Genomic DNA, 19091 nt, shown 5'->3' with positions numbered 1-19091 from the left:
GACTAAAGGATGCACTACTTCTATAAGTCTGTCAAGCTGAATGGATAAATTACTTGAAAGTTTTGATAAATTAAGAAAGGGATGCGCTAAAACGCTAAAGAGGTCGCTTATTCAATTATTTAAACCACCAAATCGCAATGAAAAGGGGAAGCATAGCCAGCACAATGACAAAGAAACTCCAAATGACTTGTTTCCCTGAAGACATATTTTTGGGTTTAATGCTCATTTGTTCATACAGCTGGTTAATGGCCCGTTGCTCTTTCGCATAAAGCATTGCTTGAAATTCTTCGTAATCTTGTATATAGCTAGATGGGGCACGTGGACTGAAGCGTAAATTTCGAATGGAATCTGTAATCTCTTTGTCAGCCATCCAATACGTGATGACAGGTGCTAAGCCTGCGTTTTGTGTGGCCTTTACCTCAATGTCATGGGATTTCATTTTATAGTAAACCTGTCCATGCTCATCCTCATATTGCGTGACAATATCACTTACTGCCATTATCAATCACCTCTTATGGAAGTTATCTGGTTTATCATGAGTTTCTACTATTATAATGGATTAGGGAAGAAAAGTATCGCTTGAGCGAGCATAAATTGTGAAACCGAAATTTGAAAAAAATTTTTGGATAAAGTCATAAACTTACATCTAGTGAGAACAACGTCATGTAGTATAATGTATATAGTTTTTTAAAAGAAGTTGAAGGAAGGGAAAGTTTTGGACATCTCAACGTTATTTGCGTTTTTAGGGGCTGCGATGATTTTAACCATTATGCCAGGGCCCGATAATTTATTTGTGCTTGCCCAAAGTATTACACAAGATAAAAAAGCGGGTATTGCCACATCTCTTGGATTGTGTACAGGGCTACTTGTTCATATTAGTGCAGCAGTACTTGGTATTTCTGCGATAATTTATCAATCGACCATTATTTTTACCATCGTCAAATTTGCAGGAGCAGCGTATTTATTATATCTAGCTTGGCAATCATTTCGTGCTAAAGGAGACCCTTTTACGTTGCAACAGCAAAATACGCAAGCCTATATTAAATTATATAAAAAAGGAATATTAATGAATATTTTAAATCCTAAAGTATCGTTATTTTTCCTAGCGCTGTTACCACAGTTTGTTAATCCATCGCAAGGACATGTGGCGTTTCAAATGCTTATTTTGGGTATTGTATTTTTAATACAAGCGCTTGTATTATTTTCATTGTTTAGTATATTTGCAGGGAAAGTTAGACAAGTCATTATTGGTAAACCTGCGATTGCTAAACGACTAAATACAGTTCAAGGTATTCTATTCACATTTATCGGGATACAGATTGCCATCAGCAAACAGTAGGGAGGAATGGACATGGCTATTTTACATATTACCTTTAGCTTAGCAACGCAGGGTTCTATGAAACTTGCAATTCGTCAACATCGTTTGCAGCGAAATGAATCAGTTCTAAGTGTCCATGATGATCTCTCGATTGGACCTCTTCAAAACTTTGAAGAACGTAAAACTTGGTTAGCCACGCATATTTTAGATGATGATGACCAGCAATTGTATGATGAGATGTATGAAAACTGGAGGAAAAAAATCGCTAATTTACCTTGTGATGTGGATGTGTGGATTTGGTATAGTCACAACACACATGAACAGATAGGACTGCGCTATGTGATGAGTGAGTTAATTCATAAATGCAGTATGGTGTATGGTATTGATGCAACGGAGAATCTGAAGAGTATTCACCCCAATTTAGACATTCGCCATACAGGCGAGCTTTCCTCGGAAATGCTAATGAAGCTTCGCCCTAGTGCAAAACGATTCTCTGTGCAAGAATGTCAGCAACTCGCTAAGGAATGGGAAAACATCAAAGAACAGCCAAGTACATTACGGTTATGGAAAAGTGAACTATTGCATGTAGAGGAAGATGCAATGGATGCATACATTATCGCCAGTGCAAAAAATTTGCATTTACAGCAAAATGAAGAGTGGCTAATGCCTACGCATATTTTGGCACAGACATTTGAAACATTTGTCCATTATGTAGGAAATGATTTTGTAGAGTATCGCTTACTGACGCTCGTCGAACAGGGAGTATTTGCAATGAAAGGCGATACAACGGATATTTTTTCCTATCAGGTTAAATTACTGTAGCATAAAAAAGATCAGGGCTGCCAAAGCCTTGATCTTTTTTATATTATTTATTGTCATAAAAATCAAAGACAAATTGTTTAAACTGACGTGCAGATGGCGGTAAATAACGATTTTCTATCCAAGCCATGCCGATAATTCGTTCACATACCATATCCTCAACATGGATTTTAACAATTTTTTTCGGGTTTAAATCCTCATCATCGGGTAGTAAGGAAACGCCAAGCCCCGCACCAACAAACCCAGCGATTGTCGATACTTCATCACCTTCATAAGAAATTTTAGGCTTAATGCCCGCAGCATTTAATAAGCGATCAGCTGAGCGGCGTAATGCATAGCCTTTTTTCATTAAGACAAAACTTTCATGCTCCAATTCTTTCATTTTGATGCTTTTACGATGGGCTAATGGATGGTCAATTGGGACCATTATAAAGAGCTCATCTCGCCATAACTCCTTCCAACAAACTGGTGGCTCTGTATCGATCGCAGCTAGTAGGCACAGGTCTAACTCACCTGCCAGTAATTGTTTTAACTGTGAATGGGAGTAGTTTTGTGTGAAATGAAAACGGATATGGGGATGTTTTTGACGGAAGGCACGAATCAAGTCGGGTACAATACTCGTTCCAAGTGTATGTAAAAAACCGAGTGATACATCTCCGAGTTCGGGATTATTAAGCTCCTGTAACTCTAAAACAGCCTTTTCATATTCTTTACGCATGCGCTGGACACGATATAAAAATAGCTCTCCATATCGGTTTAGCATAATCGAGCGCCCTTGTCTGTCGAAAAGCGGTACACCTAATTCTTCCTCCAGCTTTGAAATTGAACGACTAAGTGCTGGCTGTGAAATCGCTAATGCTTCGGCAGCCCGTGTCATATGCTCTAACTTTGCAACGGTTACAAAATATTCTAATTGTTGCCACTCCATTTTTTTCACCTCTTTTCTTGTGATTTTTAAGTTATCTGCATTATAACGGGAAACAGACGGGAAGTATAGGTAGCAAAAATTTTTTAAAAGGACGTTGCAATTATTTAGCAGAATGGAAAAGTTAAGTAGCAGAAAGTGTGATAGTACAGCCGTTAAGTTGACATCATTCATGCACAATACACATTGATTTGATAAAAACTATAAATTGTACATTATGAATAAAGGGTGTTAAGATAGACACATAAAATACACAATTATTAATTTCCGTGAAGGGGATATCATAAAATGAAGTTAACAAAGCCACAACCTCTAACAATCGAGGGAGGCAATAAAGCCGTACTATTACTGCATGGATTCACAGGTAGCACAAAAGATGTGAAAAAGCTAGGAGAATTTTTATCTCAACGAGGTTACACTGTGCATGCACCAATTTATAGTGGGCATGGCGTAGAACCAGAAGCATTATTAGAAACAAAACCAGAAGATTGGTGGAACGATGTAGTAGAAGGTTATAACTTCCTACAAAAGAAAGGCTATGAAGAAATCGCTGTTGTTGGGATTTCACTTGGAGGTGTCTTTTCATTAAAGGTAGCAGAGACATTCCCAGTGAAAGCATGTGTAGCGATGTGTGCACCGATTACACGTGATAATTCAAAAGGCTTATTTACACGTTTGTACCACTATGCTCGTTTATATAAACACTTTGAAAATAAATCAAAAGATCAAATTATTTCAGAATTACATGAATTACGTATTTCACCGAAGGATTCATTGGACGGCGTAACACGTTTAACAACAGAAACGCGTGAAGAATTATCAACGATCAAAGCACCAACTCTTGTGTTACAAGGCTCACTAGATGATGACCTCTATCAAGAAAGCGCACCTTTTATTTTAAATACTGTGGAAACAGACGACAAAGAAATCATTTGGTATGAAAACTCTGGCCACATTATTACATTGGATAAAGAACGCGATAAAGTGTATGAAGATGTTTATAAATTTTTAGATCATATTGAATGGTCAGTTGCAAACTAAGAAGGGGCTGTCAGTAGACAGCTCTTTTTTTGTTGAATCTCACTGGATAAACGAAAAAACTATTGTAATTATAATAAATGCTTGATAACATGATGAAATTGTAGTGAAAAATCATTCGATTAAAATAATTTGCTATAGTCTAAAACTTCTAAGGAGCACATCAATTATGCAACAAAAAATACCTTTTTCAACTTACGCAGTCATTGGTACCATGTTATTTGGACTGTATTTTGGAGCAGGGAACCTAATTTTTCCTATTCAAATGGGTCAATTTGCAGGGACTAATTTTTGGTTTGGATTAATCGGATTTTTAGTGACTGCTATCGGCTTACCATTCCTCGGAATTTTGGCAATTGGCTTATCAGGTAGTAATGGTTTACGTGATCTAGCCAATCGTGTTCATCCTATATTTGGTATTATTTTTTCATTGGCACTGTACTTAACAATCGGACCATTCTTTGCCATCCCACGTACAGCAACTGTACCATTTGTAGTAGGGTTTGAGCCATATATTCAAGCACAGCATGCAACACTGCTACTAGCTGTATTTAGCTTTATATTTTTTGCCATTGTCTACTATTTTTCTTTAAATCCAGCGAAAATAATGGATTATATCGGTAAATATTTAACGCCTGCATTTTTAGTTGTTTTATTTATTTTAATTATTACAAGCATTACGAAGCCAATGGGCCATTTCCAGCAGCCAATTGGTGCATATATGGATGCCGCCTTTATGACAGGCTTTAAAGAAGGCTATAATACGATGGACGCCCTTGCCTCACTAGCCTTCGGGATTGTTGTCATTAATGCAATTAAAAGTGCAGGGATTACAGATCGTAAGGAAATTGCCAAGGCTACATGGACATCAGGTATTTTTGCGATGGCTTTAATGACGCTGATTTATGGTCTCATAACATATATGGGCGCTTCCAGTATTAATGCTGTCGGGACTTTTGATAATGGTGGTTTAATCTTTGCGGCAGTGGCCGATCATTATTTCGGCTCATTTGGAGCTATTTTATTGGCGGTCATCATCGTGCTCGCTTGCTTAAAAACAAGTATCGGCTTAATTACATCTTGTAGTGAGTTTTTCCATGAGGTATTTCCAAAAATTAGTTACAAATGGTTTGTGTTTCTGTTGTGTGCTGTATCCTTTACGATTGCGAATTTTGGTTTAAACAATATTATCAAATATGCTATTCCAGTTTTAATGTTCTTATATCCATTAGCAATCGTCCTAATCTTGCTCGCTCTAAGCTCATCCTTCTTTAAGAATAAGCAAACAGTGTATGCCATAGCGATGATTTTTACATTTTTCATTAGCCTGATTGACGGCTATAAAGCGCTGGTAGAAAGTGTGCCAGATGCGAAGTTAGGTATATTGGATGCAGTAGAGAAATACTATTCTGCGATGCTACCTTTTTATGATATTGGCTTAGGATGGATACTGCCAGCGTTAATAGGGGCAGTAATTGGAAGCATGATTCCGTCTCGAAAAGTTATATAATGAAAGAAACACGCACAGAAAATGTCTCTGTGCGTGTTTCCTTATGGATTAGTAAGCTGTCCAGCCACCATCAACCGCAATAACTTGTCCATTCACAAAGCTAGCCTCATCTGAGCCTAGGAAGATCGCTAATTGAGCGATTTCTTCTGGCTGACCAGCCCGCGGATTGATGGATAGTCCTAGTGCTTGTCGTGTAGCACCCGTTTGGCTCATGTTTGTCATGGAAGAGGCGATATTGGTCATCACTGCTCCTGGCGCAATACCATTACAGCGAATATTTTTATCAGCATACATAAAGGCTGTATTTTTTGTTAAACCAACTACCGCATGTTTTGAAGCTGTATAAGCAGCCCCAGCCCGTGCCCCATATAAGCCACCAGCAGAAATATTATTGACAAAGACACCATGTCCTTGCGCAAGGAAAATTTCTGTAGCCATACGCATAGAGCGCATAACAGCTGTTGTGTTCACAGCAAATACTTTTTCCCATCGTTCATCAGAAATTTCTCCAACTGGCTCCATACCATCCATAATACCTGCATTGTTGACTAATATATCTAATTGACCATAGTTCGTTTTTGTTTCATCAAATAAACGTTGTAAGTCTTCTGTTGATGCGACATTGGTCTGAATGGCAAATGCTGTTCCTCCAGCCGCTTGAATACCTTCCACAACCGCTTGGGCACCCTCTAAATTTAAGTCTGAAACGGCAACCTTAGCGCCTTCTTTTGCATATCCTTCTGCAATGGCTTTCCCCATACCTGAAGCTGCACCTGTCACAATGGCTACTTTACCTTCTAATCTCATCTCAAAGACCTCCTCATCGTAATTTCTTTATTTATTGAACATCTGTTCATTAAAATCATATAATAAAGATGAAAGCGATTTCAATATGCAAAAAAACGGGATGTGTTGAGTAATCAACACATTTGGACAATCTGTTTATTAAGGAGCTGAAAAAATTGCGTACTACGGATTTACGGATTATTAAAACGAAGCAAGCTCTCCACGATGCTTTATTGACCTTGCTTAGCCAAAAACCATTGGAGCAAATCTCCATTGCTGAAATTTGTAGAGAAGCAAAGGTCAATAGAGGAACCTTCTATTTACACTACGAGCAAAAAGAGGGGCTCTTTGAAGAATACTTTCAGGAGATAATGGAGGATTTATATCAATCCTATGAAGAACCCTATCGTGCCGTCACGACATTGGACACAAATCAATTAGATCCCAATACCATCCGTATTTTTCATCATATTGAACGCTTTAAAATGTTTTACCGTATCGTCTTTTCTAAAAATGTCCCGCTGACCTACTATTACATGCTTTTTGATGGCATTTATTCCCTACTAAAACGTGATATTACCACACAGCACATACATCAAATGGGGGATCATATCTCGATCGACTATTATAGTGCCTATCAAGCAAACGCCATCATCGGGCTCATCATCCAATGGTATCGTGGCGATTTCAGCGATAGCGTGACCATGTTAAATCAACAGCTAGCAGCTATTTTAAAGAATGTGAGGAGTGGGGGATAGAACGCTTGAATTGAAGGATAGAAGAGAAAAAGTGGCGGATAGAACGCTCAATTTGAAGGAGAGAGTAAGAAGCAATGGATAGGACGCCAAAATTGAAGGATAGAAGAGGAAAAGTAGCGGATAGAACGCTCAATTTGAAGGATAGAGTAAGAAGCAGTGGATAGGACGCCAGAATTGAAGGATAGAAGAGAAAAAGTAGCGGATAGAACGCTCAATTTGAAGGATAGAGAGAGAAGTGACGGATAGGACGCCAGAATTGAAGGATAGAAGAGAAAAAGTAGCGGATAGAACGCTCAATTTGAAGGATAGAAGAGAAAAAGTAGCGGATAACCAAAGAGAAGGTCTACATCAACTTGTAGACCTTCTCTTTTCTATTAAATCATCGGACTGGAGCTGGCTTAAATGTGACGATCAACGTAGCGATGGCTAGTGTCACAAAGATGATGATGGCCAATGAGCTACTGTTTTGCAGGAGATTATCAGAACTACCACCAAAGATGATTGTGTAGTAGCCATCTGCTCCATACGAGGCAGGTAGCATGGCAGCGACCTGTTTGTATCCTTCAGATAGCATGGTTTTTGGAACAAGTACACCTGATGTTACTAATTGGAGTGAGAGAGCACAAATATTAAATATCATCCCCATATTTCCAAAGGCAATCACAAATACTTGGGCCAAGCTGAGGAAAGCAAGATACATTACAGATTGGAAGAGATAAATCGACAGCAGGCTTTCTTGACTATCGATATTAAAAAGGTGCATCAAGCCAATTGTTATGAATGGCAATGTAAAGGCTACGCCCACATTGAGTAGCTGTCTTGCGAGAAACAATTGCCATTTTGATAGGCTGTCTTGAACGAGCTGTGCTGCTTGTTGGTGTTGCATAATCATAACCATCGCTCCCACAAAGGAGGAGATGATGACCATAAGTGGGACAAAGTTTGCAGCAAATCCCTTTACATCATTGGTTTTTACAATCGTACCATCGACGGGATGGTCTTTGACATTCATTACTGTCGTTTTGACAGAAGTGGTAATTTGTTGGGCAGTGTGTTGCTCGAAGGGAAGCTGAGCAAATTGTTGAGCAAAGACTGCAACCGCTTGATTTTGTTGCATTGGATACAGGGCTTGATTGATTTCTTCTGTTAATTGCTTTGCTACACCCTCCATCATATTTTTCGCTACACTTGCATTGGCTTGATTAATCGCATAAATAATTTCAGCCTCTTTCCCTGCCTGAATTTGATTGGTAAAATCGGATGGAATTTGCATAATCATATTAATTTGTCGTTCGTTTAATGCGCGCTCAGCTTCCTTCATCGAAGAATAGTCCTCCATTCCAAAGGGGATGGAGCCTTTGATGTTCTGTGCTACCTGTTGACCCATTACAGAATCTTCTACAACAATACCAATGCTTAACTGTTCTGCTCTTTCATTGACACCATCATAGGCAGTCATCCAAATTGTAAAGAAGATTAATTGGAAGGCAATGGTTGCAACAATGCCGATATAGGTTTCACGAACTCGCAATAGTGCTTGTAAACCTGTCATTTTTTATTCCTCCTATAATTAAGTAAGTACTTACTTGCATTGATTAGAAAAATTTTTTCTAGGAAACGAGTCCCCTAGAAAAAATAGCAACACTAGTTTGTAAAAGTTCTTCCGTTGGTAAGTCAGATACGATAGTTCCAAGTCGAGCACGTGACATAAAATGACCAAAATTCAAAGCGATAAGCGATAGCGCTGCTGCTTCAAAATCAACTTCCCTTATTTTCCCCTGTTGATGCATCTCTTGAAAATAGTGAATGAGCTCCTTTTTGATGAGGAGAGGGATATTGGCGATTTCCTCACTAATTTCAGGAAATTGAATGGATTCCTTAAAGCCGATCATGACAAAATCTTTAATCGACATTAAAAAATGAAAATGCTTCAGTGAGAAATTTAACAAATCCTTTTCTAATTCCCACGTTACATTTTGATTGATCTCCTGCTGTAGAAGCGGATAATAAGAAAATTGCTCAATAATGGCCTTTAATAAACCATGTTTGTTACCAAAGTGACGGAAAAGAGTGACCTCATTGACACCTGCTAATTCTGCAATGGTTTTGGTCGTTGCAGCTGTATAGCCTTTTTCACTAATCAATTGTAGAGCAGCTTCGATAATTCGTTGCGCAGTTCCTTTCGTTGTCAAGAACATACTTCCTTCCATGCAAGTAATTACTTACATCCTAGCATAGTGTACGAGGATCTGCAACACTCTGAATGAGCGTTGACAATTATATCGACTGCTGATATATTTTAAATGTATCGACTGACGATATATTGATGGACGATATAAAGGAGGATTTGTATGACACAGGAGCATCCGCCATTAACAGAGGGCGTTTATTATATTTTATTAGCTTTATTTGAGGCGAGGCATGGCTATGGCATTATGCAATTGGTGGAAGAAATGAGCAATGGAAGAGTGCGCTTAGGGGCAGGAACCATATATGGTGCGATTAAAACGTTGTTGGAACGAGGATGGATAGAGGCACTTGATGGAGATGGCAGAAAGAAAGAATATATGATTACCGAAACTGGAAAAACAGTGGTGGAATATGAAATTTTAAGATTAAGGGAACTTTTTGACAATGGTATCCGTATAACGAGAGGAGTTGAATAATATGCATAAATATCGATTGATGATTAATCCCTATGCAATAGAGAAGTGGGTCAATGACATGGCTAGTCAGGGCTGGCACTTAAAAAAATTTACATGGATTCGTTTTACGTTTGAGCGTGGAGAACCAAATAGCTATATTTATCGCCATGATGAATTAGAGCGATTCGGTACGCACTATGAAGAGGAATTTCTCGAATTTCTCAAATCCTCTGACATTGAACAAGTAGACCGCTCTGGAAATTTTGTATTTTTTAGAAAAGCAGCACAGGAAGGTCCATTTGAGCTGTATACAGATAAAAAAACGAAAATTGGTAACCTGTCAAAAAAGATGATGCTCTTACTTTCTCTTATTCTACTTAATTTGTTCATTGGACTGATCGGTTTAATTGGCGATTTTTCGGAGCAAACAACAGACTGGGTTGGTTTCGCGTTAAATACGCTGAATCTTGTGGTTGTTGTATTATTTGCCCTCCCATTTTATAAGCTTATGCGTATACGTAATCGATTAAAGAGAGAATTAAATGTATTTTCGGATTAACGAAGCGTCTATTATTTTCCGGGAAATCAGAAAATAATGAAAAAGGAAGCATGATTTTATAGTAGGGGTGATGCAAAATGAAAAAAAGAGTGTATCGTTTTTTTACTGATTATGAAAAGGAAGAACGATGGGTCAATGACATGGCAGATCGGGGGTGGAATCTTAAAAAGACAGTGGTAGGCTACTTTGTTTTTGAAAAAGGGATACTTGGTCAATATATTTATCGAAATGAATTTGTCAATAGAAAGTCAAAGGATTATTTTGAGTTTCTAGACGAAATGAATATCGAGAGTGTGTCTAAGTTTGGTGGGTGGGCCTATTATCGAAAACCAAAATCGGAGGGCCCTTTTGAGATATTTTCAGATGCTTCCTCGAAAATAAACTATATTAAATCCATGAATCACATTTTTATATTCGTGCTACTGTTAAATTTAATCATTGGTATTTATAATCTATCCCTTGGTTTACGGGAATTCGTTGTAGGATCTATGAATACAAGTGTGGGGTGCATGAATTTGCTTGTCGCCTTACTGTTATTCATTCCTATAGTAAAAAATGAAAATCGTAAAAAGGGCTTGAAACAAGACTTACATATATTTGAAGGATAAGGAGGAAGACAACATGACGTTACAGTTACAGCATGTCACAAAGAAGTACAAGGATTTTACAGCTGTAGATGATTTAAATTTTACCATTGAAAAAGGGGAAATTTTCGGTCTAATTGGTCAAAATGGTGCAGGAAAAACAACGACATTCCGAATGATTTTAGATTTACAGGAGACGACAGCGGGGACGATTACTTGGGATGGGCAGCCAGTTAATGCCATTAACCGAGATGTCCTTGGTTATTTACCAGAGGAGCGTGGTATTTTCCCAACAATGAAGGTAGAGGAGCAGCTTTACTTTTTTGGTGAGCTACGTGGCATGAAACGAGCAGAGCTGAAAAAGGAAATAGATTTTTGGATTCAACGTTTTGAACTGGAGGAAAAACGCAAGGATAAGGCAGAAACACTGTCAAAGGGAAATCAGCAAAAGGTACAGCTCATTGCAAGCTTTATCCATAAACCTGCGTTTTTAATTTTAGATGAGCCGTTCAGTGGGCTAGATCCCGTCAATAAAGATTTACTAAAGGATGCTATTTTACTATTGAAAGAGCAAGGCACGACGATTTTGTTCTCCAGTCACCAAATGGACAATGTCGAGGAGCTTTGTGATCATTTGTGTTTATTAAAACGAGGTGTTTCTTTATTTTCTGGAAGCTTACTAGATTTAAAGAAACAATATGGTAAAACAAAGCTTGCTGTCCGTACGGATTGGTCAACAACACAATTATTGGCACTTGAGGGTGTCAAGGATGTGCGTATAGAGAAGGAGCAAACCGTGCTTACATTAGTGGACGAAAGCTTTGCTCAAGGTATCTTTGAGCAGCTATCCAATGGGAAGTATATTGAAAAATTCAGCTTAGATTATTTATCGTTAGATGAAATCTTTAAAGATAAGGTAGGTGGCCATGTTGTCGAAGTTTAGTTTATTAATGAAGCAATTATATAAAGCTAAAATTAAATCAAAATCCTTTATCTTAATGACTTGTTTATATGTAATTGTCATGTCAGTGGCTGTCTTCTGGTCAGAAATTAAGGAATTATTCACAGGTGATGATGAAGCACAGCAAATCGCGATTATTAATAAAACCTCTGCTGATCTAAGTGGTATTTTTGTCTCGAATGGAGATATGAATTTTATTCAGGATGAGCAAGATGTATCGACCCTTGAAAAAAGAGTAAAGGACGGCAAGCTGGATGCGATTGTGACGATTAACGATCAAAATGGTCAATTACATGCGGAAATTGCTACGTTCACACCACTGAAATTAAACGATCAATCTACATTATCATCCTTATTACAATATGCAGGACAACACTATGCCGTACAACAATTATCGCTTTCACCTGAGCAAGCAGCACAAATTATGGCAGCTCAAACAACAATTTCAACGAAAAACTTAAATGAGGCATCAACAGGTGGGAAAAGTGAAGAAGAAAAGCAATCAGGGCTAGTAGTTTCCTATGCGGTTGGAATTTTAATCTATTTCTTCATTTCTACATTCCTCTCGATGATTACGACTGAAATAGCCTCTGAAAAAGGCTCACGCGCAATGGAAATGCTTTTAGTTAGTGTCAAACCAGCGACACATTTTAAAGCAAAAATCGCTGGCGTTTTATTGCTCGCTTTAACACAGATGGGCATTATTGCGATCGTGTTCCTTATCTATGCGAAGTTTATCAAAGGTGGGATGGTTTGGGATGCAGCTGCTAGTATTGTCAAGGAATTGTCCGTTGGCTATGTCATCTATGCGATCGTATTCCTACTGTTAACAGTTATCCTTTATCTTATTATCGGTGCATTATTTGGCTCTTTAGTATCGAAAGTAGAAGAGGCGGGTCAAGTATTAATGCCTGCGATGATTATTACGATTATTGGCTTTTATGTTATGCTGACAGGCATGGGGAATCCAGATACAATTATCATTAAAATATTCTCTTATATCCCACTAACTTCTGGCATGATCATGCCAATGCGTATTGGCGCTACAGATATCGGTGGCATTGTACCATTACTTTCTTTAGGAATTTTAGTCGTAACGATTGTTGTCGTATACCTATTCAGTTTATCGTTCTATAAACGTAGTGTATTGACATATAGCTCTGGCGGCGTCATTCAAAAAATTAAAACGGTATTAAAGGTAACAACATAACATAATGGCAGCTACATGGATAATGTAGCTGCTTTTTTGGTGTCATGGTGCCATTGTTAGCAAACAATGTAAAGGAATTTACGGAATCAGTCGAATTTTGGCTAGAAAGAAGCTATAATTTATAAAAGGGGATGGGATGATGTTAGCTAAATCAGAGGTGGAGGCAATTCTTGACCGATCATCAAATCAGCGTTTAGCAACAATCGAAGAAAAAGCGCAGCTCTTTCAAAAGCTTCAACAGCTGTGTCCTACTAGTAAAGAAATAGCAGAAATTCTTCACTATTGCACTGAAGTGGAAATTTTTGTTAATAATGCTCACCCTAATCAATATAGTTTGCAATATAAGGTACATCAGAATGGCTATTGTATAGCAGATTCGTATTTTTTCATCCTATAGAAAATGAAACTTTTTTACATGGTAATCGTAAGTAATTAGTAGAGATAAATTGCAGGGGGTAAAACATATGTCTGAATTCAACAATGATCTTTTAAAATCCAAGGACCCATTCGCTTCAGAAAATCCTTTATTACAGCCAAATCCACTTTTACAGCAAACGGCTGAGCAAAAGCCAGTACTTGTATCTGAGCAGGAACTATCACAAATCGCTCAAAACCAGCTAATGTTAAAGCAGGATCCAGAGGTTCATACACTTGCACAAAAAATTGATGTCAAAGATCAAATTGCCATGCTAGAGCTCGGTAAAGAAACGGCAAGTGGCATTTCAACCTTTTCTGATAAAATGCTCGCAACGATGAAAGCTAGTAAGCTGGAAGAATCGAGTGTGCTTTTAAATAACCTGAATAAAATTATGGATAAATTTGATCCACAGGATTTTGCGGAAGAGAAAAAGGGCGGTTTCATCTCCAAGCTCTTTAACAAAGGAAAAGAGCAATTGGAAAGGTTCTTATCTAAGTATGACAGCATGAATAAAGAAGTGGATGTCATTTACCGTGAAATCCAAAAATATGAAGGGGAAATGAAGCGTAATACCATTGACCTTGAAAATTTGTATGATCAAAACTTAAACTACTTCCAATCATTAAGTAAATTTGTTGCAGCTATTGAAGTGAAAACAGAAGAGGTTCGTGCGTCTTTACCAGCACTTGAACAAAAGGCTCAAAGTGGTGATCAATTGGCAGCTATGGAATATGAAACAATGCTTCGTGCTGTGGAATTATTAGAGCAACGTCGTTATGATTTAGAAATGGCACAACAAGTATCATTCCAATCAGCACCACAAATTCGCTTAATGCAGCAAGGGAACAATCATCTAATTGCCAAGATTAATTCTGCCTTTGTCACAACGATTCCGATCTTTAAGCAGGGGCTTATTCACGCAGTGACATTGAAGCGTCAAAAGTTAATTTCTGATTCTATGGTGGAACTAGATCGCCGTACGAATGAAATGCTTGTGCGTAATGCAGAAAATATTAGTAAGAACAGTGTGAATATCGCTCGTCAAGCTGGTAGCCCAAGCATTAAAATCGAAACCATTGAAACAACATGGCAAACAATTATGGCTGGTATTCAAGAAACAAAGCAAATTCAAGCAGAAACAGCAAGAAACCGTGAAGAAGGTCGTAAACGTATTGAGCGTTTGCAATTGGAGTATGAGAAACTGAAAAAAATGTAAGGCTAAAGCTTCTTGCAGCTATTGTTGCAAGAGGCTTTTTTTATGGAAAGGGTAGGCAGATAGAGGCTCCTTCCACACAATGGAAATGATCTTTGACAAAAAGCAAAAAAGTGATTATGATAATGTTAAATGAGAATGGTTATCAAATAGAAAAGGAAGCGGAAAGATGCTACACAAAGGTATTCGATTACATGTAATTATTCGTGGAGGAGTGAAAAAATAAATGGCAAATAAAATCAATCCCTCTACATTGTCGTATGAGCCTTTTAAAGATGGAACACTTGCTCTATACACGACAGATAGCTTAATGATTGTACCGCAAAGTCGCTATCTAGAGCTTTTGCATATGGAGGAGTTATATAATGCGATGTATAAAGATTTTGATAACAAGCAAAATGGTTTAGAACGGGAACGAAAAATGCTAAAAAAACAAAATGCACAGCTAACAGAAGATTTACAAAAATTAAAGCAGCAAAACACCGTCTTGCAGAAAAAGGTAACTGAATACAATTGCGTGGTGGAGGAGATGAAGGTGCTCCGTCAACAAAATACAGATCTTCTCATTGAACTAAGTAAATATACAGCGATGTCACGAGAGTCATTGACGGGGCCCTTGAAGTCGATGATTCGAGATATGCGTGAGCAAGGGGTTGGAATTAAAGAAATCCATATTCGCATCAAGCGCCAAATCAATCCAGAGATTAGCTATAGTACTGTACGCAAGTATATTTCTGAGCTAGAGTCGGAACAAAAAGGTTAACAGCTTTTAAAAGGAACTAGAAATTTGGCATTTACAACAGCTACTCAAAGTCCTATAATGAGTCTATTCTTTAACTAGTTTAAGATTATAGGAAATCGTTAACCGATTTCAGTAAGAGTAGGAGCGTTAATAGCATGTCAAATGAGAAAAAAGGAGTTTTGGCAGCCTTTTTTGCCTATGCCTTTTGGGGAGCATTCCCTCTATATTGGAAATTACTTGAGCATGTACCAAGTATGGAGATTTTATTATCCCGTGTCATTTGGTCCTTTGTCTTTACGGTGCTGGCAGTGCTCGTATTTCGAATGCGTCAGGATCTCGTAGCAGATTTAAAATATTTATGGTCACATCAAAAGCATTTCTGGCAGCTTGCGGGTGCATCCTTTGTCATTTCAATGAACTGGTATTTATATATTTGGGCAGTGACGCATAATCATCTCATTGAAACGAGCTTAGGTTATTATATTAATCCGCTATTGTCTGTAATTTTCGGGGTGATTTTCTTTAAAGAATCGCTGAGTCGTGCACAATGGGTAGCAACAGGAATTGCTTTTATTGCGGTGATTATTTTAACGATCAATTACGGCTCAGTACCTTGGGTAGCTTTATTGATTGCGCTATCTTTCGCTATTTATGGTGTGCTGAAAAAGAAAATTACACTGGATGCTACAAGAGGCCTAGCCATTGAAACGTTATTGATTTTACCCTTTGCATTAGGCTATTATGTCTATCTTTTTACTACACATCAAGCCTCGTTTTTACATGTTGATGTTAAAACAGATATTTTGATGATCTTTAGTGGTTTAGTAACAGCCGTCCCGCTTATTTTATTTGCGAAGGGGGCACAAAATATTCCTTTATATTTACTAGGATTTATCCAATACGTATCGCCAACGATTGTCTTAATTTTAGGCATCGTGCTATACAAAGAGCCATTTAGTCAGGTTGAGCTCCTTGCATTCAGCATTATTTGGGCAGCTTTACTTTTATTTTCGGGTTCGAAAATTATAGAAACAAGAAAAGCCCATCATAAATCAGTTTCGTAAAAGACTTGTAGATGTTTCTACAGGTCTTTTTTATGTAACTTTAATCACTTCGCTTTGTAATGGACAAAACTTTTTTATTTCCTTATCGGATTGAGCTACTAGATTTTCTGCTATTTGTTTAATCGTATCTTAAAGAATAGTAGACTGAGTAGGGTGAGGCTAACAATAGAGTCTTTTTGATAGATTCGACAAGGTAGGTACCTTTACTTTCCTGTTAGCATATAGTAAAATGACAATAATTAGATAACAATGATCAATTAATGAGAGGTGCTTTTTGTGAGTGCGGTAGGTTCTAACTAGGTAAAAATTGAATGAAATAGTGGCGATGACGACAGCAGGGGATACATGTTATAAACACCCCTTATTTTGTCATGGATCTATTTCAACAACCTATGTAGATACCTACAATACTTTATTAAGCGTGGCAGATAGGATAGAAACTTCAATTAGCTGAAGTTTTATTTGTGATGCCAGGAAAACGCGCCTTTTAAAGATAGAGCTGTGGGGATTCCTCACAGCTTTTTTATTTTGTTTAAACCATCATTGCTATCTATTATTGGGTAGGTATCTTCATGTATGATAAAACATTACAATGAGGAGCAAAAAGAAATGAATAATACTACACTTGAAAAATTACAATATCATGAATTAAAGGACATCGTTAAATCCTATTGTGTCAGCGGGTTAGGAAAACAGCTTTTAGATAAATTAATGCCAAGCTCAAACTTAACAGTGGTAAAAAATCGGTTGAATGAAACAACAGAAGCTCGTGCAATATTGGATGCAGAGGGGCATGTTCCGTTTTTAGGGGTATCGAATATTGAGCATATTATGACAAAGCTTGAAAAGGGAATGCTTCTAGATCCCAGTGAGCTAGTGAGTATCTCTGATTTTTTACGAGGCTGCCGCAACATCAAAAAATTTATGTTAGATAAGGCATTTTTTGCGTCTGTTCTTTCCTCTTACGCTCATTCTATGGCTGAATTTAAAAGCGTGGAGGAGGAAATTAATTTTGCGATCAAAGCCAATCGTGTAGATTCGGCCGCTAGTCGTGAATTAAAACGCATCCGACATCATATGGAAACGACAGAGGAAAAAATTAAAGAACGTTTAACGAAATTTTTAAATAACAGTGCCAATAAACCGTATATTCAGGAATTTTTTATTAGTCAAAAGGATGATCGCTATACGATTCCAATTAAGGCGACCTATAAAAATCATGTACAGGGTACGGTCGTTGAAATTTCCTCAAAAGGGGCAACCGTTTTTATGGAGCCAAGTGTTGTCGCTAAATTAAATGTAGAATTAGCTACCTTAAAGGCTGAGGAAGCCGTGGAGGAATACCAGATTTTAGCGTCTTTATCAGGGCTATTGATGGAACATCTTCATGCCATCACCATTAACATGGAGTTGATTAGTCAATACGATATGGTTTTTGCCAAAGCGAAGTTCAGTAGACAAATTGGTGGTAGGGAGCCACGTATAAATGATTACGGTTATATTCAACTAATCAATGGTAAGCATCCATTACTACCAGGAAATGCGGTACCCCTTCAATTTTCCATCGCGAAAGACTACCGTAGCTTAATGATTACAGGTCCAAACGCTGGTGGGAAAACAGTTGTGTTGAAAACCATTGGCCTTTTAACATTAGCTACGATGTCGGGCTTCCATATTGTAGCGGACGAAGGAACGGAAATGGCTGTATTTGATCATATCTTTGTTGATATTGGCGATAATCAAAGTATAGAGAATGCACTCAGTACGTTTTCTTCTCATATGAAAAATCTTTCCGATATTATGAGAGCTGCTAATAATCATACACTCTTACTGTTTGATGAAATTGGCAGTGGAACAGAGCCAAATGAAGGAGCTGCACTAGCCATTGCGCTATTAGAAGAATTTTATCAAATGGGCTGTATAACTGTGGCAACTACACATTATGGTGAAATTAAACGATTTTCTGACATGCATCCTGATTTTATGAATGCGGCAATGCGCTTCCATGTTGAAACATTAGAGCCTTTGTACCAATTACTCATCGGCACCTCTGGAGAAAGCAATGCCTTATGGATTTCTAAAAAAATGAATGTCCGCGAAGCGGTTTTACAAAGAGCAAAGGATTATATCAATAATAAAGAATATCAGCTGACGCTCGTTCAGGATAGTAAAATTCGAAAGCCTAAAGAAGAGAAAAAAAGCTTGGCAGCAGCTTATACATTTGCCAAAGGGGATCGTGTGAAATTATTGGACTATGATGATGTGGGATTGGTATATGAAGAAATGAATCCGTACAATAATGTCAGCGTATTCTATCAGGGGCAAATACTAGAGGTGAATGTTAAGCGGCTTGCCCTTGAATTACCTGCAACAGAGTTATACCCTGAAGGATATGATTTAGAAACATTATTTGTAGACTATCAGGATCGGAAGCTTCAGCACGATATCGAACGTGGGTCGAAAAAAGCGTTACGCAAGATCCATAAACAAATAAAGAGTGATCGTCAGCAATAAAAACAAGGGATTGCACAGCCTTGTGCA

At 37.8% G+C, this 19091-nt stretch carries 20 protein-coding genes; 15 read left to right on the top strand and 5 right to left on the bottom strand.

Annotation, left to right across the window (positions count from 1 at the left end):
* Positions 1 to 115: 115 nt before the first annotated feature.
* Positions 116 to 499, bottom strand: coding sequence for a hypothetical protein (locus tag NY607_RS02810; protein ID WP_004229554.1), 384 nt, complete (start codon positions 497 to 499; stop codon positions 116 to 118).
* 216 nt (positions 500 to 715) lie between these two features.
* Between NY607_RS02810 and NY607_RS02805 the strand changes: the two genes are divergently transcribed.
* On the top strand, positions 716 to 1339 hold the full coding sequence (locus NY607_RS02805) for a LysE family translocator (protein WP_048390149.1): 624 nt from the start codon (positions 716 to 718) through the stop codon (positions 1337 to 1339).
* A gap of 12 nt (positions 1340 to 1351) precedes the next feature.
* Positions 1352 to 2140: a DUF1835 domain-containing protein gene (locus tag NY607_RS02800; RefSeq protein WP_048390151.1), complete on the top strand. Its 789-nt coding sequence runs from the start codon at positions 1352 to 1354 to the stop codon at positions 2138 to 2140.
* 43 nt (positions 2141 to 2183) lie between these two features.
* Here NY607_RS02800 and NY607_RS02795 read toward each other — a convergent pair whose 3' ends face one another.
* Positions 2184 to 3065 (bottom strand): LysR family transcriptional regulator, encoded by an 882-nt coding sequence (locus NY607_RS02795; protein ID WP_016994379.1) that lies wholly within the window; start codon positions 3063 to 3065, stop codon positions 2184 to 2186.
* A gap of 285 nt (positions 3066 to 3350) precedes the next feature.
* Here NY607_RS02795 and NY607_RS02790 point away from each other — a divergent pair, with 285 nt between their 5' ends.
* Both NY607_RS02790 and brnQ read left to right on the top strand, forming a co-directional pair.
* Positions 3351 to 4103, top strand: a complete 753-nt coding sequence (locus NY607_RS02790; protein ID WP_131519796.1) for an alpha/beta hydrolase — start codon at positions 3351 to 3353, stop codon at positions 4101 to 4103.
* Between the two features lie 166 nt (positions 4104 to 4269).
* On the top strand, positions 4270 to 5610 hold the full coding sequence (gene brnQ, locus NY607_RS02785) for a branched-chain amino acid transport system II carrier protein (protein ID WP_131519797.1): 1341 nt from the start codon (positions 4270 to 4272) through the stop codon (positions 5608 to 5610).
* A 48-nt stretch (positions 5611 to 5658) separates the two neighbouring features.
* On the opposite strand, the gene NY607_RS02780 is transcribed toward brnQ, so the two are convergent.
* Positions 5659 to 6417, bottom strand: a complete 759-nt coding sequence (locus tag NY607_RS02780; RefSeq protein WP_131519798.1) for an SDR family oxidoreductase — start codon at positions 6415 to 6417, stop codon at positions 5659 to 5661.
* Between the two features lie 155 nt (positions 6418 to 6572).
* Between NY607_RS02780 and NY607_RS02775 the strand changes: the two genes are divergently transcribed.
* Positions 6573 to 7154, top strand: coding sequence for a TetR/AcrR family transcriptional regulator (locus NY607_RS02775; protein WP_131519799.1), 582 nt, complete (start codon positions 6573 to 6575; stop codon positions 7152 to 7154).
* 379 nt (positions 7155 to 7533) lie between these two features.
* Here the strand turns inward: NY607_RS02775 and NY607_RS02770 are convergent, their stop codons facing one another.
* Together NY607_RS02770 and NY607_RS02765 are read right to left on the bottom strand one after the other, a co-directional pair.
* Entirely contained in the window at positions 7534 to 8706 is a 1173-nt protein-coding gene (locus NY607_RS02770; RefSeq protein WP_237900228.1) for a YhgE/Pip domain-containing protein, read from the bottom strand.
* A 58-nt stretch (positions 8707 to 8764) separates the two neighbouring features.
* Entirely contained in the window at positions 8765 to 9352 is a 588-nt protein-coding gene (locus NY607_RS02765) for a TetR/AcrR family transcriptional regulator (protein ID WP_259419130.1), read from the bottom strand.
* Positions 9353 to 9505: 153 nt separating this feature from the next.
* On the opposite strand from NY607_RS02765, the gene NY607_RS02760 reads away from it, so the two are divergent.
* From NY607_RS02760 to NY607_RS02715, 10 genes are all read left to right on the top strand, one after another.
* On the top strand, positions 9506 to 9820 hold the full coding sequence (locus tag NY607_RS02760) for a PadR family transcriptional regulator (protein ID WP_237900230.1): 315 nt from the start codon (positions 9506 to 9508) through the stop codon (positions 9818 to 9820).
* Position 9821: 1 nt separating this feature from the next.
* Complete coding sequence (locus tag NY607_RS02755) at positions 9822 to 10358, top strand: DUF2812 domain-containing protein (protein ID WP_259419129.1); 537 nt, start codon at positions 9822 to 9824, stop codon at positions 10356 to 10358.
* Between the two features lie 77 nt (positions 10359 to 10435).
* A complete protein-coding gene (locus tag NY607_RS02750; protein WP_259419128.1) occupies positions 10436 to 10966 on the top strand; it encodes a DUF2812 domain-containing protein in 531 nt (176 codons plus the stop codon).
* Positions 10967 to 10979: 13 nt separating this feature from the next.
* Positions 10980 to 11885, top strand: coding sequence for an ABC transporter ATP-binding protein (locus NY607_RS02745; RefSeq protein ID WP_259419127.1), 906 nt, complete (start codon positions 10980 to 10982; stop codon positions 11883 to 11885).
* Positions 11869 to 13113, top strand: coding sequence for an ABC transporter permease (locus tag NY607_RS02740; RefSeq protein WP_237900235.1), 1245 nt, complete (start codon positions 11869 to 11871; stop codon positions 13111 to 13113). The genes NY607_RS02745 and NY607_RS02740 overlap by 17 nt, the downstream gene beginning before the upstream one ends.
* A gap of 139 nt (positions 13114 to 13252) precedes the next feature.
* Entirely contained in the window at positions 13253 to 13510 is a 258-nt protein-coding gene (locus tag NY607_RS02735) for a hypothetical protein (protein WP_237900238.1), read from the top strand.
* A 67-nt stretch (positions 13511 to 13577) separates the two neighbouring features.
* A complete protein-coding gene (locus NY607_RS02730) occupies positions 13578 to 14747 on the top strand; it encodes a toxic anion resistance protein (protein WP_048390185.1) in 1170 nt (389 codons plus the stop codon).
* A gap of 223 nt (positions 14748 to 14970) precedes the next feature.
* Entirely contained in the window at positions 14971 to 15507 is a 537-nt protein-coding gene (locus NY607_RS02725) for a hypothetical protein (protein ID WP_259419126.1), read from the top strand.
* Positions 15508 to 15641: 134 nt separating this feature from the next.
* Positions 15642 to 16550, top strand: coding sequence for an EamA family transporter RarD (rarD, locus tag NY607_RS02720; RefSeq protein WP_259419125.1), 909 nt, complete (start codon positions 15642 to 15644; stop codon positions 16548 to 16550).
* Positions 16551 to 17159: 609 nt separating this feature from the next.
* Positions 17160 to 19064 carry an endonuclease MutS2 gene (locus NY607_RS02715; protein WP_259419124.1) on the top strand — a complete coding sequence of 635 codons (1905 nt, stop codon included), beginning with the start codon at positions 17160 to 17162 and terminating at the stop codon, positions 19062 to 19064.
* The last annotated feature ends 27 nt before the right edge of the window (positions 19065 to 19091 follow it).

Source organism: Lysinibacillus sp. A4 (genome assembly GCF_024919535.1).
In the GTDB taxonomy this organism is placed as follows: Bacteria; Bacillota; Bacilli; order Bacillales_A; family Planococcaceae; genus Lysinibacillus; species Lysinibacillus capsici.
Note: the sequence above shows the minus strand (reverse complement) of the source record. Positions and strands in the feature narration are given on the sequence as shown.

What these genes read in the sequence shown, in the direction of transcription:
- NY607_RS02760 (WP_237900230.1), top strand. Translation starts at nt 9,506, where the DNA reads ATGACACAGGAGCATCCGCCATTAACAGAGGGCGTTTATTATATTTTA.
- NY607_RS02745 (WP_259419127.1), top strand. Translation starts at nt 10,980, where the DNA reads ATGACGTTACAGTTACAGCATGTCACAAAGAAGTACAAGGATTTTACA.
- NY607_RS02730 (WP_048390185.1), top strand. Translation starts at nt 13,578, where the DNA reads ATGTCTGAATTCAACAATGATCTTTTAAAATCCAAGGACCCATTCGCT.
- brnQ (WP_131519797.1), top strand. Translation starts at nt 4,270, where the DNA reads ATGCAACAAAAAATACCTTTTTCAACTTACGCAGTCATTGGTACCATG.
- NY607_RS02755 (WP_259419129.1), top strand. Translation starts at nt 9,822, where the DNA reads ATGCATAAATATCGATTGATGATTAATCCCTATGCAATAGAGAAGTGG.
- rarD (WP_259419125.1), top strand. Translation starts at nt 15,642, where the DNA reads ATGTCAAATGAGAAAAAAGGAGTTTTGGCAGCCTTTTTTGCCTATGCC.
- NY607_RS02715 (WP_259419124.1), top strand. Translation starts at nt 17,160, where the DNA reads ATGAATAATACTACACTTGAAAAATTACAATATCATGAATTAAAGGAC.
- NY607_RS02725 (WP_259419126.1), top strand. Translation starts at nt 14,971, where the DNA reads ATGGCAAATAAAATCAATCCCTCTACATTGTCGTATGAGCCTTTTAAA.
- NY607_RS02790 (WP_131519796.1), top strand. Translation starts at nt 3,351, where the DNA reads ATGAAGTTAACAAAGCCACAACCTCTAACAATCGAGGGAGGCAATAAA.
- NY607_RS02800 (WP_048390151.1), top strand. Translation starts at nt 1,352, where the DNA reads ATGGCTATTTTACATATTACCTTTAGCTTAGCAACGCAGGGTTCTATG.
- NY607_RS02765 (WP_259419130.1), bottom strand. Translation starts at nt 9,352, where the DNA reads ATGTTCTTGACAACGAAAGGAACTGCGCAACGAATTATCGAAGCTGCT.
- NY607_RS02770 (WP_237900228.1), bottom strand. Translation starts at nt 8,706, where the DNA reads ATGACAGGTTTACAAGCACTATTGCGAGTTCGTGAAACCTATATCGGC.
- NY607_RS02795 (WP_016994379.1), bottom strand. Translation starts at nt 3,065, where the DNA reads ATGGAGTGGCAACAATTAGAATATTTTGTAACCGTTGCAAAGTTAGAG.
- NY607_RS02780 (WP_131519798.1), bottom strand. Translation starts at nt 6,417, where the DNA reads ATGAGATTAGAAGGTAAAGTAGCCATTGTGACAGGTGCAGCTTCAGGT.
- NY607_RS02750 (WP_259419128.1), top strand. Translation starts at nt 10,436, where the DNA reads ATGAAAAAAAGAGTGTATCGTTTTTTTACTGATTATGAAAAGGAAGAA.
- NY607_RS02810 (WP_004229554.1), bottom strand. Translation starts at nt 499, where the DNA reads ATGGCAGTAAGTGATATTGTCACGCAATATGAGGATGAGCATGGACAG.
- NY607_RS02735 (WP_237900238.1), top strand. Translation starts at nt 13,253, where the DNA reads ATGTTAGCTAAATCAGAGGTGGAGGCAATTCTTGACCGATCATCAAAT.
- NY607_RS02740 (WP_237900235.1), top strand. Translation starts at nt 11,869, where the DNA reads ATGTTGTCGAAGTTTAGTTTATTAATGAAGCAATTATATAAAGCTAAA.